Consider the following 16,981-nt stretch of genomic DNA (forward strand, 5'->3'; position numbering starts at 1 on the left):
CGGTGACCCCGGGCGACCCGGACAGGCGCTCTACTTCGCGGACCTGTCTCGGCGCTGTTGTATTCACCGGACAGTGACACGGTCGACACCTGGTGATTTCGATTCGCGGGTAAGATGGGTGGTGCTGCGAGACCGGTCCGCTCCGGACCAGAGTCCGCGCCCCTGACCTCCCTTCTGGAAATGAGTGCTTCGTGACCGTGCCTGCAACCGCGCCGACCTCGGTCCGTGCGACCCGTTCCGACCTTCGAAACGTCGCGATCGTGGCCCACGTCGACCATGGCAAGACCACGCTCGTGGACGCCATGCTGCGGCAGTCCGGATCCTTCGGCGCGCGCCAGCACGTCGAGGACCGCGTCATGGACTCGGGTGACCTGGAGCGTGAGAAGGGCATCACGATCCTCGCGAAGAACACCGCCATCCGGTACTCCGGCCCGGCGGCCGCCGCGAACGGTGAGCCCGACGGCATCACCATCAACGTGATCGACACCCCTGGCCACGCCGACTTCGGTGGCGAGGTCGAGCGCGGCCTGTCGATGGTCGACGGCGTCGTGCTGCTCGTCGACGCGTCCGAGGGCCCGCTGCCCCAGACCCGCTTCGTGCTGCGCAAGGCCCTGGCGGCCAAGCTGCCCGTCATCGTCGTCGTGAACAAGGTGGACCGCCCCGACGCCCGCATCACCGACGTCGTCGCCGAGACCACCGACCTGCTGCTCGGCCTGGCCGGCGACCTGTCGGACGAGGTCGAGGACCTCGACCTGGACGCCATCCTCGACGTGCCCGTCGTGTACGCGTCGGCCAAGGCCGGCCGCGCCTCGACCGACCAGCCCGCCGACGGCGGCCTGCCGGACAACGAGGACCTCGAGCCGCTGTTCGCGACGATCCTCGAGAAGATCCCGGCCCCGACCTACGAGGAGGGCGTGCCGCTGCAGGCGCACGTCACCAACCTCGACGCGTCGCCGTTCCTCGGCCGTCTCGCGCTGCTGCGCATCCACAACGGCACCCTGTCCAAGGGCCAGAGCGTCGCGTGGGCCCGCCACGACGGCACCCTGCAGAGCGTGAAGATCACCGAGCTGCTGGAGACCAAGGCGCTCGACCGCGTGCCGACCGACAAGGCCGGCCCCGGCGAGATCGTCGCCGTCGCGGGCATCGCGGACATCATGATCGGCGAGACCCTCACGGACATCGACGACCCGCGCCCGCTGCCGCTCATCACGGTCGACGACCCCGCGATCTCGATGACCATCGGTATCAACACCTCCCCGCTCGCGGGCAAGGGCGGCAAGGGCCACAAGGTCACCGCCCGCCAGGTCAAGGACCGCCTCGACTCCGAGCTGATCGGTAACGTCTCGCTGAAGGTGCTCCCGACCGAGCGCCCCGACGCCTGGGAGGTGCAGGGCCGTGGCGAGCTGGCCCTGGCGATCCTGGTCGAGCAGATGCGCCGCGAGGGCTTCGAGCTCACGGTCGGCAAGCCGCAGGTCGTCACCAAGCAGATCGACGGCAAGACCCACGAGCCGATGGAGCGCATGACCATCGACGTGCCCGAGGAGTACCTCGGCTCCGTCACGCAGCTCCTCGCGCAGCGCAAGGGCCGCATGGAGACCATGACGAACCACGGCACCGGCTGGGTCCGCATGGAGTTCATGGTCCCGGCGCGCGGCCTCATCGGCTTCCGCACCCAGTTCCTCACGGACACGCGCGGTACCGGCATCGCGGCGTCGATCTCCGAGGGCTACGAGCCGTGGCACGGCCCCATCGAGTCGCGCATGACCGGCTCGCTGGTCGCGGACCGCGCCGGCAAGGTGACGCCGTTCGCCATGATCAACCTGCAGGAGCGCGGCTCCTTCTTCGTGGACCCCACGCAGGAGGTGTACGAGGGCATGATCGTCGGCGAGAACTCGCGCAACGAGGACATGGACGTCAACATCACCAAGGAGAAGAAGCTGACGAACATGCGGTCCTCGACCGCCGACAACTTCGAGAACCTGATCCCGCCGCGCAAGCTCACGCTCGAGGAGTCGCTGGAGTTCGCGCAGGAGGACGAGTGCGTCGAGGTGACCCCCGAGGTCGTCCGCATCCGCAAGGTGCTCCTGAACGCCACGGACCGCGCCCGCGCGACGGCTCGCGCCAAGCGTTCCTGACGTCCCACCGCTGAGTGCTGGATATTCGCCCGTGAACGGTCGTTCCGAGGGCGGATATCCAGCACTCAGTTCTTTCTCCGGCGGGGTGCTCGCCGTTCATGCGCATCCCGACGACGAGACGCTGTCGACCGGCGGACTGCTGGCCACGTTCGCGGCCGCCGGGCGGCCCGTCTGCGTGGTGACGTGCACGCGCGGGGAACGCGGCGAGGTCATCGCCCTCCCGGGTACGACGTCGGAGGGCCGGGCCGGTCTCGAGGGTGACGGGCCCGCGCTCGGCGCCTACCGCGAGGGTGAGCTGGCCGCAGCCCTGCGACAGCTCGGCGGGGGAGTCGACGGCGTCGTCGAGCACGCCTTCCTGGACACCCTGCCCGCCGGGCCGCCCCCGACCGGGGAGACCGGCGTGCCCGAAGCCTCGGCGGAGGTGCGGTACGAGGACTCCGGTATGACCTGGGTGGCGCCCGGCGTCGCCGGGCCGGCACCGGACTCCCCGCCGACGGCGTTCGCACGGGTTCCGCTCGACGAGTCCGCCGGGCGGCTCGCGGCCCTCGTCCGCGCCCGCCGTCCCGCCGTCGTCGCCACCTACGAGCCCGGGGGCGGGTACGGGCACCCCGACCACGTGCGCGCGCACCAGGTGACGGTCCGCGCGCTCGAGCTCGCGGCGGACCCCGCCTGGCAGCCGGACGGTGCGGGTGCGGCGGCGCGCGGGGGCGAGCTTGCCGCCGTCGGGCAGCGGGCCGAGCCGTGGGCCGGAGCCGAGCTGTGGCAGGCGGTCGCGCCGGCGGACGAGGTCCGGCAGGCGCGTGCGACGCTCGCCGCCCTGCCGGAGGCGGTCACGCTCGCCGCTGCCGGGGGACTCACCTTCGCGGACCCGGACGAGGACCTGCCGCCGTACGCCAAGCCGGACCTGGAGTGGTCGGCAGAACGTCAGGAGATCGGCACCTCGGACTACCGATCTCCTGACGATCTGCCGACCACGAGGGTCGACGGTTTCGCACGTGGCGACGGCTCGCGCGTCGTGCGGGTCGAGGCGCTGGGAGTGCTGGGGCCGGTCGTCGAGGCGATGCGGGCGCACGCCACGCAGGTGCAGCATGCGACCGCGCTGGCGCGCCCCGAAGGGCCGGTCGCCGGGTGGTACGCCCTGTCGAACGGTGTGCTGGCGCCGATCCTCGGCCACGAGACCTACCTCGTCGTCGCGCCGAGGTAGGGCGGGACGGGGTCAGCGCTCCTGGAGGGCGTCCAGGGCGATCGCCATGGCCGTCACCAGCCGGCGGTCGATGTTCGGGTCCTGGATGTTGACGACGTAGCGGTCACGCAGGCCCCACTTCTTCTCCACGGAGAAGGCGGGCCGGCCGTCGAGCAGGAAGTCGAAGTGGTAGGGCAGCCAGTCGATCTCGGTGAACCGGCGGATGAGCGCGACCGGCATGCTGCGCTCGGCCCCGGTTGCCGTGCCCAGCCCAGGCTGCTCGAGGTGCCAGGTGCTGCGCAGCAGCGACTTGGCGAAGTCCTTGCGGAACGAGCCGATCGGGGACCCGCCGGCATCGACGACGTCGTAGGTGGCGCGGAGGTCCATCATCTGGCGGGCCTTGAAGCCGAGCACCGGCTCCCGCTTGGTGTCGTCGGTGTAGAGAGTCACCTGCTCGCGGAAGGCCATGCGCTTCTGCTGTGCGAACGCGTAGAGCTCGCCCTCCGAGCCGTCGGGCCGCGCGCCGTGCACCTCGTACTGGTTGACCATCATGCGGATGCGCTGTCGAACGATGAGCTGAGTCTGTGCCTGAAGCGTGTTCACCCGCCGGAGTGTCGCACATTCGCAGTGTCCTCCCAGTTGGATGCTGGACAATGGCTGGGTGAACTCACGCGGACGCCACCTCGGACGCACGATCGTGCGCACCCTGCTCGCCGTGCTGCTCGGCGTGGTCATGGGCGGCCTCGGGACCGTCGTGCACCGGTTCGGCGACGAGTCGTGGTACCTCGGGCTGGCTCTCGCCCTGGCGCTGACCGCCGCGGCGGGCGTGCTCGCGCGCGCCTGGGCAGGTTACGGCACACTGCTTGGATTCGGCGTCGGCTGGGTCGCCATGGTGCAGGCTCTGTCGCTGCCGGGTTCCGGTGGCGACGTCGTGGTCCCGGCTGGTGCGCTCGGCATGGTCTGGTCGTACTCGGGGGTGGCGGTCCTGGCGGTCGTCGCGTTCCTGCCGTCGTCGTGGTTCGCTGAGGTTCCGGCACGCCGAGATCGGCCTGCCGCCTGACGTCTGCGGTCCTTCGCAGGCTGGTTCAGGATGGGGTGAAGGATTGATACACAACCTCCACCTCGGGGCGTCCAGTACGCGGCCTCGGGCGGGATTCCCGCTGGATAGGATGCCCGGCAGGGCGGCCCCGTCCAGCGGATTCGCCGCAGGCCAGGTGCGCCCTTGGGGGACGCGGAGAGCCCGCGTCTCGGGTAGTTGCACGGAGCGTGCCGATGGGCCAGCCGACCGAGCGTGACGAACCGCTCGAGCCGACGTCAGACGAGAACACCGGGACACAACCCGCCCCGGTGACGCCTCCCCCCTTGTCCCGAACGCGCCCTGGCAGCGTGCCGAGGCAGGTCGCGAAGCCCCCGATACGCCCGAGCGAGCCCGGGGCAGCGCAGACCTCAGTACCGGCCGGTCAGCCGACCGCGCAGCCGGACCCCAGATCCCCAGAGAAGGCCCAGCCCGTGACCCCTCCGGAGCAGTCCGAGGCCCCAGAGGCCCCGCGCCCGCCCGTCGTGCCGCCCGCGGCACCGCCCGCGCCGGCCGAGAACGCCCCCACGGGCCCTGGAGCGGACGCCGAGGCGTCGGCGGGTACACCGAGCGGGCCCGAGTCGTCGGCCCCGCGTGCGACGTCGAACGAGCCGGAGGCTCCTGGCGCGTCCGAGGCGCCGGTCCCGCCGGTGTCCCCGAACCCGCCAGTGTTCGCGAACCCGCCCGCGTCCCCGAACCAGGCCGCGTCCTCGAACAGGGCGGAGATCCCTGGTGCGACCGCGTCCGGATCGGCGAGCGAGCCTGCGGCTCCGGCCGCGCCCGCGGGTGCGGCTCCGAGCGAGCCGGAGGCTCCGAGCAAGCCTGAGGCCGCACTGTCGAGCGAGCCTGCAGCTCCGAGCAAGCCCGAGGCCGCGGTTCCGAGCGAGCCCAAGGCCCCGACCGGGCCGGAGGCCGCGGTCCCGAGTGCGGCCAAGACCTCGAGCGAGCCTGCGGCAGCGGCTCCTGGCGGGGCCAAGGCTCCGACCGGTCCGGGGGCCACGGTTCCGAGCGAGCCCGCAGCCCCGAACAAGCCCGAGGTCGCGGTCCCGAGCGAGCCCGCAGCCCCGAACAAGCCCGAGGCCGCGGTCCCGAGCGAGGCCAAGACCCGGAGCGAGCCTGTGGTCGCGGCTCCTGACGAGGCCAAGGCTCCGACCAGGCCCGAGGCGGCGGACCCTGGCGAAGCCAAGGTCCCGAGCACGCCCGAGGCCGCCGCCCCGAGCGCGCCAAGGGCCCCGAGCGAGCCTGCCGCTGCGGCTCCGGCCAAGCCCGACGCCGCGAGCCGGCCCGCGTCCGTGAGCGGATCCGTTTCGGACAAGTCCTCGACCGAGAGCGCACCGGTCGTACCGGCCGTCGTCGACCCCGTACCGGTTGCGGTGCTGCAGACGGTCGTGGAGAAGCTGGAGACGCCGCAGACGAAGGCGGCCGCGACGCAGCGCAGCGGCTACACGCCGCGGGTCTTCGCGTTCGACCGTCCGCCCAAGACGGCGCCCGGCACGAACAGCGCCGACGGCGCGTCCGCCTCGCCGCAGGGCTCTGCCCAGCCGGCCGAAGCCGCCGCGCCCGCCGGCCAGGCTCCCGCCGCGACGGCCGCCGGCAGGACCTCCGACGAGTCGAAGACCGGAACCTCCGCCGGTGCGGCTCCCGGCACCGGCCAGGTTCCCGGCACGCCGGCCGCCGAAGCCTCGCGCCCCGCGGCGCCAGCAGCCGCGGCGCCGGCACCCAGGACGGATGCACCCGGCAAGGCGGCGCCCACCCAGCCGGCTCCGCGCACCACGGCGCCCGGCGCGGCGTCCGCCGCAGCGGCAACTGGCGCTGCTGCCGCCGGAGCCGCTGCCGGCGCCGCGGCGAGTGCCGCCGCCGCTCCGGCCGGGCCTGTCACTCCTGCCGCTCCGGCCGCGTCCGCCGTTCCGCCCGCGCCCGCGGCTCCGCCGTCGGTCCCGCCGCGTTCGCCCGACCAGCAGCCGGGGGCGGTCACGCCGCCTCCCGGCGTCGTGCCGCCGGAGGCGACCGACCAGAACTCCTTCCTGAAGCCGCTGACCGGCGCCATCCAGCGGGTGTCCCGCCCGCTGGCCGGTACCCGCTGGGCGCCGGTGCGTCCGGACGCGGCGTCATCGGTGGCCTCCGCCCAGGAGCCGGGTGGGCCGCACGGCCCCGCCGGACCGGGTGGTCCCGGCGGGCCGTTCAGTCCTGTCGGCTCCGGCGGCCCCAACGGTCCCGGCGCGTCCGGCGAGGGTGAGTTCTTCGGTCTTGCCGGGGACGGTGCCCCGAGCCGCGGCCCGAAGATCGCGCTGGTCTCCGTGCTGGTCGCTGTCCTGCTGTTCGCGGTCTACGCCTTCGTGGCGTGGGGGCTGAGCGACAAGACGCCGCGCGAGACCACGGTGGCCGGTGTCGACGTCGGCGGCATGACGCAGGCCCAGGCCGCCGCCGCGATCACCGAGCAGCTCGCTCCGCGCGCGAAGGAGCCGATCGAGCTCACCGCGGGCGAGGGCAAGGCCCAGCTCTCCCCGGAGCCGAGCGGCCTCGCGATCGACGCGGAGGCGACGGCGGCGGAGCTCACCGAGTTCTCGCTGAGCCCGGTGCGGATGTGGGAGCACATGTTCGGCGGCTCGGACGAGGCGCTCGTCCTGGCCATCGACCAGAAGAAGTTCGACGCCGCGGTGGCCGGCCTCGAGAAGTCGCTCGCCGTCGAGCCCGTCGACGGCACCGTCTCGTTCGTCGACGGACAGGCGGTCAAGACGGACCCGAAGGAGGGCTCCCGGATCGTCGCGAGCGAGACCTCGCGCATCATCCAGGAGCGCTGGATCCTCCAGCCCGGTCCGTACGACCTGCCGGTCGAACCGGTCGAGCCGACCATCACGCAGCAGGAGACCGACGACAGCCTCGCCGTCGCGCAGAAGATCATCTCCGCGCCGGTCACGGTCTCCGTCGGCGGGCAGTCGCCGGTCCTGGCCCCGGACGTGCTGGCAGGGCTGTTCCGGTTCGAGCAGCGCGACGGCGAGCTCGTCACGTTCGTGGACGGGGAGGCGACCGTCGCGGCGCTCGTCGACGGTACCGACAACCTGCTGGACGTTCCGTCCGACGCCCACTTCGAGTTCGCCGGCGGCAAGCCGACGGTCGTCGGGGGCGAGCCGGGTACCACCCTCGACCCCGCCGCCGCGGGCAAGGCCGTGCGGACCGCCGCGACGGGCGACGACCGGGAGACGTCCGTCGAGCTGGTCGAGCAGGAGCCGAAGGAGACCGTCGACTCCCTGAAGGCCCTCGGGGTCAAGGAAGTGGTCTCCGAGTTCCACACGCCGCTGACGAACGAGCCGGTGCGCACGCAGAACCTGGTGCGCGGTGCCGAGATGATCACCGGCAACCTCGTGAAGCCGGGGGAGACGTTCTCCCTGCTCGACGCCCTGGCGCCGATCACGCTGGAGAACGGCTACTTCGACGCGGGCGTCATCGAGAACGGCGAGCACGTGGAGGCAGTGGGCGGCGGGCTCTCGCAGATGGCGACGACGACCTTCAACGCGGGGTTCTTCGCCGGCTACGAGGACGTGGAGCACCACGCGCACTCCTTCTGGTTCCCGCGCTACCCACCGGGCCGTGAGGCCACGATCTACGTGGGCGCGAAGGACATGAAGTTCACCAACGACACCCCCTACGGCGCGGTGCTCCAGTCCTACGTGGCGGGCGGCGAGCTCTGGGTCAAGATCTGGAGCACGAAGCACTACCGGGTCGAGGAGAGCAACACCGGCAAGACGAACGTCGTGCCCACGTCGCCGGTCCACGACTCGTCGGCCGACTGCGAGCCGTACCCGGGCGGCGAGGCAGGCTTCTCGATCGGTATCACCCGCAAGGTCTACCTGGGTGACGAGCTGGCCAAGGAGAACTCCTTCAACCACACGTACAACCCGGACAACCCGGTGGTCTGTGACTAGCGCCTGTGACCAGCCCGGTAGGGCCCGGACGGCTCACCGGCGGTAGGTTTCGCACATGCTTGGACGTAGCGAGCGGGAGTCTCCCGCGCACGCGGTGCTTGCCGCGCAGATGGCGGGCTGGAACGACCCGGTCGAACTGCTGGACCTCGGCACCACGGCGGACACGCTCGCCACGGTGGCCGGTATCGAGGCGCTGGCGGCGGTGGTGCACCTCGGACACCCGGAGCACCCCGCGCCAGGCCTCGAGCGTGCCCTCCTCGAGGGCGCGTCGTCGCTCATCGTGACGGGTGCGGTGGCCGTGCCCGGCCAGTGGGTGTGGGTCGGTGCGGGCTCGACGGTGGGCCAGGTGGTGGTCGACGAGGCAGGGATGCGCGACTGCGCGAGCGTCCTGCGGAGCCTCGGCGCCAGCCCGCGCCTCGTGCCGACGCGCACGAGCGTCGAGGAGCGGATAGCCCTCGCGGGTGAGGGCGGGTCCCTGGTGATCGAACGGTCCCGGGTCCCGGCGGGCTTCGCGGAGCTCCCGGACAGCGCGGCCCTTGCCGAGGGCGGACCCGTCTGGTACGGGCTCCTGGAGTCCCGCGACGACTGGCCGCCCTTCGCGGAGCCCGCGCAGGTCTGGCTCGCGTTCGGGCCTGCCGACGACCACCTCGGCTCCCTGCAGCCGACGCTCGCGCTCGTCGCCGACGCCGGCCTCGACCTGGACCACCTGCGCAGCCAGCCGTCGTCGGCCGGGCCGCACGTGTTCTTCGCGTCGTTCTCCTGCCCGACGTCGGACGTGCTGAGCGACCTGGTCGCCGCCCTCACCGAGCGGGGCGTCGCACACCGCACCCTGGCCGTCCTGCCCGGCGACTCGTTCGTGCCGGGCCCGGACGCTCTCACGCCCCGATGGGCATGACGATGGCGGACAGCACGGAGGCGAGCGCAGAGGGCGGCACCCGGGCCGCATACCTGGGCCCTGAGGGTACGTTCACGCACCAGGCTGCGCTGGAGTGGGCGAGCCGGCACACCGCGGCAGGTGGTTCCACGGCCGAGATGACCGTCGAGCCGCTCGCCACCGTCAAGAACGTGCACGACGCGGTGGCCGACGGGAGCGCCGACGTCGGCGTCGTCGCCATCGAGTCGTCGGTGGAGGGCTACGTGGTGCCCTCGCTGGACGCGCTGCTGTCCAGCCCGGACGTCGTCGCGGTGGACGAGGTGGCGCTCGACGTGTCGTTCGACGCGTTCGTGCGCCCTGGTCACGGCGAGCTGACCGAGGTCTCCGCGCACCCGCACGGCCTGGCGCAGTGCGCCGGGTTCGTCACGGGCACCGGCCTGGCGACCGCTCCGGCGTCGTCGAACGCGGCGGCCTGCCGCGATGCCGGACCGGGCACCATCGCGCTCGGGCCGACGATCTGCGGCGAGCTCTACGGGCTGGACACGTACGCGAAGGCGGTGGAGGACTTCCGCGGGGGACGCACCCGGTTCCTCGTCCTGACCCGGCGGAGCGCGGCCGACGAGCACCTGGCGCGATCGCGGGCGGCGGGCGCGACGGCCTGGAAGACGATGCTGGCCATCACCCCCGCGGTGACCGGGCCGGGCGTGCTCGCACGGATCACCGCGGCGTTCGGGGACCGGGGCGTGAACATGTCGAGCCTGATCACGCGGCCGCTCAAGGCCCAGGAGAGCAAGTACGTCTTCGTCGTGACGTTCGACGAGGCGCCGTGGGACCAGGGCGCCCGCGAGGTGATGAGCGACCTGCTCGCCGCGGGCGACTCCCTCAAGACGCTCGGCCTGTTCCCGGCGGGCGCCGGCTTCCGGGCGCTCGACGGCGTGCTCGACCCGGACCACGTCCCGGTCGGCTCCATCTCGGCCAAGGACTCCGACCAGGCGCGTGAACGTGGGCTCCTGTGGTGAGCGGCCCGCAGAGCGGCCCGGTGGGCATCGTCGGGCTCGGCCTGATCGGTGGCTCCCTGGCGAGGGCGCTGCAGGCGGCCGGTGTGCCGGTCGTCGCGACCGACCCGGCGTCGAACGAGGAGGCCCGCGCGGCGGGCCTCTCGGTCGTGGACGACGTCGCGGGGCTCGCCCTGCACCGGCCCGAGATCGTGGTGCTCGCCGCACCGCTGCGCGCCATGCGCGCGGTCGCGGGTGAGCTCGCCGAGGCACTGGCGGGCGAGCCCGGCTGGGACCCGACGGTGACCGACGTCGGCTCCGTGAAGGCTCCGGTGCGGGAAGCCGTGGCGGACGCCGGTCTGGCGGGCCGGTACGTCGGCGCGCACCCGATGTCGGGGACCGAACGGAGCGGGTTCGATGCCTCGTCGGCGGAGCTGATGCAGGGCATACCGTGGGCGGTGACGTGCGCGGCGGCCCGGACCGGCGCGACCGGAACCGATCCCGCCCGGCTGGAACGGGTGCTGCGGCTGGTGACCGGCCCGCTCGGCGGGACGGCCGCCGTGCTCACGGACGACCTGCACGACGAGGCGGCCGCCCTCGTGTCGCACGTTCCCCACGTCCTGGCCAACCAGCTGCTCGGGGCGGTGTCCGGCGCGCCGGTGCGGGACCTGGCGCTGGGGCTCGCGGCCGGCTCGTTCCGGGACGGGACCCGGGTCGGGCTCACCGACCCGCGCCGCACCGAGGCGATGGTCACCGAGAACGCGGCCTGGGTGGCCCCGGTGCTGCGGCTCGCGGCCCGGGACCTCGAACGGCTCGCGGACGACCTCGAGTCCAACGCGCCGACGCACTGGTTCTTCGACCGTCCCGATCCGGTACGGGAGCTGATCGGCCGCCCGGGTGGCCCGCGCGTGATCGGCCTGCGACCGGGCGACGGGACCCGCCCCGGCGCCCGCTCGGACGTCGAGGTGGTGCCGCTGACGGGCGACTGGCCCGCTGAGCTGGTGGCGCGGTGCGCGGCGGGTGCTGTCGTGGTCCGGCTCGATGACCGAGGCGCGGAGCTCCAGCCGGCGCGTTGAAGTCGTCGCCCGCCGTTGCGTATAAGCAACAACTGCCACCATCGTGTGCGGAATCGGCTCTGCAGGGCGAACATTCATCAGTGCAGAGTTCTTCGCCCCGACCTTTACACATCGCCAAGGACGCGACGGTGCGGCGGCTGACCCTAGTGATAAATTGTGACCGAAGGCGGGTCCGGCAGTGTTCGTACACAGCCCAGCCCGCCTTCGTCATGCCCCGATGGTTACAGCGCCGCTGCCAGGGCCCGGCCCGTCGTCCGGCCCGTGAAGAGGCAGCCGCCCAGGAACGTGCCCTCCAGCGCGCGGTGCCCGTGCGAGCCACCGCCGCCGAAGCCAGCGGCCTCGCCGACCGCCCACAGACCCTCCAGCACGTCGCCGGACGGAGTCAGCGCGCGGCCCGTCTCGTCGCACCAGAGGCCGCCCAGCGTCTTGCGGGTCAGCACCGTCAGGCGGACGGCGAGCAGCGGCCCGTCCTGAGGATCGGTGAGGGCGCGCGGCGGGGACACCCGGATGGCCTTGTCCACGATGAAGTGCCGCGCGGCCGACGTCGCCACGACCTGCGGGTCCTTGCCGAGACCCGAGGCCACCTGCGCGTCCCGGGCGGTGATGAGGGCCGTGAGCGCCTCGGCGTCGATGTGCCCGGTGGAACCCTCGGTGGCCTCGGTCAGCGCGTTCATCTTCGCGGCGAGCTCGGCGGGCGTGCTCGCCCAGAGGAACTCCTCCGACTGCTCCGCGAACGTCCGCACCGGCACCGACTTCCCGCGTACGCGCTCCAGCAGCAGCGGTACCGACTTGCCGGTCAGGTCGGGGTTCTGCTCGGAGCCCGACAGCGCGAACTCCTTCTCCATGATCGTCTTGTTCAGCACGAACCAGGAGTGGTCGTCGCCGCGGGTGGTCACGTGCCGCAGCGCGCCGAGCGCGTCGAAACCGGGGAACAGCGGGCTGGGCAGGCGGCCGCCGTCGGCGTCGAGCCACAGGGACGACGGGCCGGGGAGGATCCGGATGCCGTGCCTCGACCAGACCGGCGAGTGGTTCGCTATGCCCTCGGGGTAGTGCCACATCCGGTCCTCGTGCACCAGCGCGGCGCCCGACGCCGCGGCCACGCCGAGCATGAGCCCGTCCGTGGAGTCCGGCACGCCCGACAGCATGCGCGCGGGCAGACGGCCGGCGTCCGCCGACCAGTGGGCGCGCGCCAGGTCGTGGTTCGCGCCGATGCCGCCGCTCGCCACGACCACGGCCCGCGCGGACAGCTCGACCTCGCCGGTCACCGTGCGGCTGGAGGGTTCGCCGCGGCCGGCGTCGTCGTCGGCAAGGATCTCGGCACGTACCCCCGTGACCCGGCCGTCCGTGGTGACCAGCGACGTGACCCGGTGCCGGAAGCGCAGGTCGAGCAGCCCGGCCCGGTTCGCCTCGCGCGCGGCGACGACGAACGGCGCGACGACGGCGGGTCCCGTGCCCCACGTGACGTGGAAGCGCGGCACCGAGTTGCCGTGGCCGCCCGCCGGGTATCCGCCCCGCTCCGCCCACTGCACCGCGGGGAACCAGCGCACCCCCTTGGCGTGCAGCCACGGCCGCATGTCACCGGCGGCGAACTCGACGAACCCCTTGGCCCACCGGTAGCCGAAGCGGTCCGGGCCCTCGCCACGCTCGGCGCCCGGCGCGAACCGGGCCGATCCGAGCCAGTCGGCGAAGGCGAGATCGAACGAGTCCTTCACCTTGAGGCGGCGCTGCTCGGGGGTGTCCACGAGGAACAGCCCGCCGAACGACCACCACGCCTGACCGCCCAGCGACGCGGCGGGCTCCTGGTCGAGCAGGACCACCCGCTTGCCCGCCGCCGTCAGCTCGGTCGCCGTGACCAGCCCCGACAGCCCGGCGCCGATGACGATGACGTCGGTCTCGACCGTGGTCGCAACGTCGTTGTTGTGGACGGAGTCAGTCATGTTCGAACCCTAGCGGGGCATCCGCCGCGTGGCGCCGTCCTCAGGTCATCCCCGGGGTGAACCCTGCGAGAGCAGCACCTGGAGGCTGAGCGCGTCCAGCGTCACCGAGGTCCGCGGGCCCGCCTCGTCCTCGGGGACGAAGGGGAAGTCCCACGAGGAGTCCCAGACGAGCTGCCAGGGCGCGCTGTCCGTGTCGGCCCGCGGGGGCAGTGTCACGTGGGCGTCCTCCAGGTTGCCGTTGATGACCAGGAGCACGTCGGCGTCGCCCGCCGCCGGCCCCGGACGCAGCATCTGCAGCACGCGCCGGCAGGTCTGGTTCCAGGTGACGGGCTCCATCAGCGCACCGTCGTCGGCGAACCAGAGCAGGTCCGGGTCGGACTCGTTCGGCCGCGGCGAGCCCAGGAAGAACGAGTCGGCGCGCAGCGCGGGGTGCTCCCGCCGCAGCCGCAGCAGGTACCGGGTGGTCTCGAGCAGGTCGGTCGCCGCGTCGTCCATCGCCCATCGCAGCCACGAGACCTCGTTGTCCTGCACGTACGCGTTGTTGTTGCCGCCCTGGCTGCGGCCGAACTCGTCACCGGCCGTGAGCATGGGGGTACCGGCGGAGAGCAGCAGCGTGCCCAGCAGGTTCCGCTGCGACCTGCGGCGCGGCGGCACGATGGCCTGCCACGGTTCGGTGGTCGCGTCGTCGCCGGTGGGTGTGTGCCCCTCGATCCCGTGGTTCCACGACAGGTTGTTGTCCGTGCCGTCGCGGTTGTCCTCGCGGTTGTCCTCGTTGTGCTTGTAGTCGTAGGCCACGAGGTCGGCGAGCGTGAAACCGTCGTGCGCCGTCACGTAGTTCACGGACGCGACGGGCCCGCGCACCAGCGGCGGGTCGCTCGGCCCGAACAGGTCGGCGCTCCCGGCCAGCCGCGTCGCGAGGTCGCGCAGGCCGAGCATCTCCTGCCCCCGCACGCCCTGCTTGGGCGCGTCCAGCCAGAAGGCGCGCGCGGCGTCGCGGAACCGGTCGTTCCACTCCGCCATGGGCGGAGGGAACGAGCCGGTCTGCCAGCCGCCCGGGCCGACGTCCCATGGCTCGGCGACGAGCTTGAGGCCGGACAGCACGGGGTCGGTCTGCAGGGCGACCAGGAACGGGTGGTCCGGGTCGAAGCCGACGGTTCCCCGGCCGAGCGTCACCGCCAGGTCGAACCGGTACCCGTCCACGCCGACGGTCTCGGCCCAGTACCGCAGCGAGTCCAGGGCCATCTGGATCACGCGCGGGCGCCGGAAGTCCAGCGAGTTGCCGGTGCCGGTGACGTCCGCGAGGGCGGCGGGCGAGGCGCCGTCGTGCAGGTAGTAGAGCGGGTTGTCGAGGCCGCGCCAGGCCACGTGCAGGTCGTCGTCGCCGCCCTCGCACGTGTGGTTGTAGACGACGTCGAGCAGCACCTCGATGCCCGCCTCGTGCAGCAGGTGGACCATGCCGCGCACCTCGTCGAGCACCGCTTCCGCGCCCTGGTCCTGCGCCGCCTGCGTGGCGTAGGCGGCGTTGGGCGCGAAGAAGCCGAGGGTGTTGTAGCCCCAGTAGTTCTGCTGGTCCTGGGCCGCCAGGCGCGACTCGGAGAGGCTCTTGTGGATCGGCAGCAGCTCCAGCGTCGTGACGCCGAGGCTCAGCAGGTGCTCGACGATCGCAGGGTGCGCCGCCCCGGCGTAGGTGCCGCGCAGCTCCGCGGGGATGTCCTCGCGGAGCATGGTCAGGCCGCGCACGTGCGCCTCGTAGATCACCGTGTCGGCCCATGGCACGCGTGGCCGCGACAGGGGTGCCGGCGGCGGCAGCGGTGCGACGACGACGGAGTGCGGCACGTACGCGAGCGAGTCCCGGTCGTCCGCCGCGCCGTAGCGGTCACCGAGCCACCAGCCCGGCGCGCGCTCCGTTGCCACGGAGCCCACCACCTCGGGACCGTAGCGCAGCCGGCCCGCGAACCCGCGGGCGTACGGGTCGACGAGCAGCTTGGCCGGGTTGTGCCGCATCCCCGCCTCGGGCTCCCACGGTCCGTACACGCGGAAGCCGTAGCGCTGGCCGGGTGCGATGTCGGGGACGTGCGTGTGCCAGACGCCGTACACCGGGCCCACCATCTCGACCCGGCGCTCGGTGTACCGGGCGGGGTCGTGCTCGTCCAGGTCCGGGTCGGTCACGTCGATGAGGCACAGGTCGACGGCGGTGGCGTGAGACGCGAGGACCGCCGCGTCGATCCCGCCGTCGGGCGTGACGTAGACGCCCAGCGGCGGGACGTGGCTGCGCCTGGCCGTCGGCCGGATCAAGGGCCGGACGACCGGACGGGGCGCCGGGTCGCCCGGCGCCCGCTGTGGTTCTGCTCGTCGTGAGTGCACCATGTGGCTCATCGTTGCAGGCGGGCAACTGTCAGCCCAACCTCGATGGTTGTTGCGGACCGGCGTGGTGGAATGGGCGGATGGAGCAGCTCGAGCCCGGCCGGAGCCACCTGGCGCCCGACGAGCGCCGCCGGGTCGCGCGGCACCTCCTGCTCGACGGGTTCGGTCTGGCCGCGCAGGAGCGCCTCGCCGCGGCGCGCGTCGTGGTGGTGGGCGCTGGCGGGCTCGGGTCACCGGTGCTGCAGTACCTCGCCGCGGCAGGGGTGGGCACCCTCGGCATCGTCGACGACGACGTCGTCGAGGCCTCCAACCTGCAGCGGCAGGTGCTGCACTCGGTGGCGGACATCGGACGGCCCAAGACGGCGTCGGCCGCCGACGCGCTGCGCGGGCTGGCGCCGTCGGCGGAGGTCGTCGCGCACTCCGAGCGGCTGACCCGCGACAACGCCGCGGCGATCCTCGGCGGCTACCACCTGGTGGTCGACGGCTCCGACACCTATCAGACGCGCTATGCCGTCTCCGACGCCGCCGCGAGCCTCGGCCTGCCCGTCGTGTGGGGCACGGTGCTGGGCTGGGACGGCCAGGTGAGCGTCTTCTGGTCCGCGGCCCCCGACGGGAGGGCGATCACCTACCCCGACGTGTTCGGCCCGCAGCCGCCCGAGGGGGAGTCGTGCGCGACGGTAGGCGTGCTGAGCCCGGCGTGCGGCGTCGTGGGCTCGACGATGGCGGTCGAGGCCGTCAAGGTCCTGACCGGTACCGGCGATCCGGCGCTGGGCAGGCTGCTGGCCTACGACGCGCGTACCTCGGCGTGGGACACGATCGTGCTGGCCGCGCCGGCGTCGTCCTCGAGTGATGTCGCGACGGCGGGGACGACGGCGGCCGCGGAGCCGGGGACGATGCCGGCCGCGGAGCCGACGTCCGCCATGGACGCGACGCCGCCGGCGGGGACGACGGCGCACGGGCCCGCCGGGCCGCCGTCCGACAGCCCTGGGCCGCTGCCCGAGCTGCCCGGGGTGCTGCTGCTCGACGTCGGGCTGCGGCCGGGTGCCGTGCCCGGTGCGGTGTTCGCCCGGCTGGAGGATCTCGCGGCCGGCGACCTGCCGCCGGAGCTGCTCGACCATCCCCTCGACGGGCCTGTTGTCGTGGTCTGCGAGCGCGGTCTGCGGTCGCGCGGCGCGGAGCAGCTGCTGCGTGCCGAGGGGTGGCGCGACGTCACGAGCCGCGCCATCCTCGGGTGAGCGCAGAGTGCAGCGCAGGGTGCGGGCCGAGCTTGCGAGGCACGCGCCCGAAGCGGAACGCCGCGCTCACCCGACGAAAAAACAGGGTGAAGCGGAACCGACCCACCTGCTGGACACGTCCCGTTCATCTGGACGTACCGGACCTTTGGTGGGCGAGACACCGCCTGCTCCTAGGTTGACGACG

General features: G+C 73.1%; 11 protein-coding genes. 8 read left to right on the top strand and 3 right to left on the bottom strand.

Features of this window, described 5'->3' with window-relative positions:
- Nucleotides 1-191 precede the first annotated feature (191 nt).
- Together typA and ACFWE2_RS10570 are read left to right on the top strand one after the other, a co-directional pair.
- Nucleotides 192-2,135, top strand: coding sequence for a translational GTPase TypA (typA, locus tag ACFWE2_RS10565; protein ID WP_377224179.1), 1,944 nt, complete (start codon nt 192-194; stop codon nt 2,133-2,135).
- A 31-nt stretch (nt 2,136-2,166) separates the two neighbouring features.
- Nucleotides 2,167-3,339 carry a PIG-L family deacetylase gene (locus ACFWE2_RS10570; protein WP_377224180.1) on the top strand — a complete coding sequence of 391 codons (1,173 nt, stop codon included), beginning with the start codon at nt 2,167-2,169 and terminating at the stop codon, nt 3,337-3,339.
- Between the two features lie 12 nt (nt 3,340-3,351).
- Here ACFWE2_RS10570 and ACFWE2_RS10575 read toward each other — a convergent pair whose 3' ends face one another.
- Nucleotides 3,352-3,921 (bottom strand): hypothetical protein, encoded by a 570-nt coding sequence (locus ACFWE2_RS10575; RefSeq protein WP_377224181.1) that lies wholly within the window; start codon nt 3,919-3,921, stop codon nt 3,352-3,354.
- Between the two features lie 58 nt (nt 3,922-3,979).
- On the opposite strand from ACFWE2_RS10575, the gene ACFWE2_RS10580 reads away from it, so the two are divergent.
- The 5 genes from ACFWE2_RS10580 to ACFWE2_RS10600 all read left to right on the top strand — a co-directional run bounded on the left by ACFWE2_RS10580 (nt 3,980) and on the right by ACFWE2_RS10600 (nt 11,261).
- Nucleotides 3,980-4,378: a hypothetical protein gene (locus tag ACFWE2_RS10580; RefSeq protein WP_377224182.1), complete on the top strand. Its 399-nt coding sequence runs from the start codon at nt 3,980-3,982 to the stop codon at nt 4,376-4,378.
- Nucleotides 4,379-4,827: 449 nt separating this feature from the next.
- Nucleotides 4,828-8,316, top strand: a complete 3,489-nt coding sequence (locus ACFWE2_RS10585; protein ID WP_377224183.1) for a VanW family protein — start codon at nt 4,828-4,830, stop codon at nt 8,314-8,316.
- Between the two features lie 55 nt (nt 8,317-8,371).
- Nucleotides 8,372-9,211 carry a hypothetical protein gene (locus tag ACFWE2_RS10590; RefSeq protein WP_377224184.1) on the top strand — a complete coding sequence of 280 codons (840 nt, stop codon included), beginning with the start codon at nt 8,372-8,374 and terminating at the stop codon, nt 9,209-9,211.
- Between the two features lie 2 nt (nt 9,212-9,213).
- Entirely contained in the window at nt 9,214-10,209 is a 996-nt protein-coding gene (locus ACFWE2_RS10595) for a prephenate dehydratase (RefSeq protein WP_377224185.1), read from the top strand.
- Nucleotides 10,206-11,261, top strand: a complete 1,056-nt coding sequence (locus ACFWE2_RS10600; protein WP_377224186.1) for a prephenate dehydrogenase — start codon at nt 10,206-10,208, stop codon at nt 11,259-11,261. The genes ACFWE2_RS10595 and ACFWE2_RS10600 overlap by 4 nt, the downstream gene beginning before the upstream one ends.
- 221 nt (nt 11,262-11,482) lie before the next feature.
- On the opposite strand, the gene ACFWE2_RS10605 is transcribed toward ACFWE2_RS10600, so the two are convergent.
- Together ACFWE2_RS10605 and glgX are read right to left on the bottom strand one after the other, a co-directional pair.
- Nucleotides 11,483-13,198, bottom strand: coding sequence for an FAD-binding dehydrogenase (locus ACFWE2_RS10605; protein WP_377224187.1), 1,716 nt, complete (start codon nt 13,196-13,198; stop codon nt 11,483-11,485).
- Nucleotides 13,199-13,243: 45 nt separating this feature from the next.
- Nucleotides 13,244-15,565, bottom strand: coding sequence for a glycogen debranching protein GlgX (glgX, locus tag ACFWE2_RS10610; RefSeq protein WP_377224188.1), 2,322 nt, complete (start codon nt 15,563-15,565; stop codon nt 13,244-13,246).
- A 77-nt stretch (nt 15,566-15,642) separates the two neighbouring features.
- On the opposite strand from glgX, the gene ACFWE2_RS10615 reads away from it, so the two are divergent.
- A complete protein-coding gene (locus ACFWE2_RS10615; RefSeq protein WP_377224189.1) occupies nt 15,643-16,797 on the top strand; it encodes a ThiF family adenylyltransferase in 1,155 nt (384 codons plus the stop codon).
- Nucleotides 16,798-16,981 lie beyond the last annotated feature (184 nt).

Origin of the sequence: Promicromonospora sp. NPDC060271, assembly GCF_042726755.1 — a bacterium.
Classification (GTDB): domain Bacteria; phylum Actinomycetota; class Actinomycetes; order Actinomycetales; family Cellulomonadaceae; genus Promicromonospora.

Bases quoted from the DNA above. Each gene is read 5' to 3' on its own strand.
- ACFWE2_RS10595 (WP_377224185.1), top strand. From the start codon at position 9,214: ATGGCGGACAGCACGGAGGCGAGCGCAGAGGGCGGCACCCGGGCCGCA.
- ACFWE2_RS10605 (WP_377224187.1), bottom strand. From the start codon at position 13,198: ATGACTGACTCCGTCCACAACAACGACGTTGCGACCACGGTCGAGACC.
- ACFWE2_RS10590 (WP_377224184.1), top strand. From the start codon at position 8,372: ATGCTTGGACGTAGCGAGCGGGAGTCTCCCGCGCACGCGGTGCTTGCC.
- ACFWE2_RS10615 (WP_377224189.1), top strand. From the start codon at position 15,643: ATGGAGCAGCTCGAGCCCGGCCGGAGCCACCTGGCGCCCGACGAGCGC.
- glgX (WP_377224188.1), bottom strand. From the start codon at position 15,565: ATGGTGCACTCACGACGAGCAGAACCACAGCGGGCGCCGGGCGACCCG.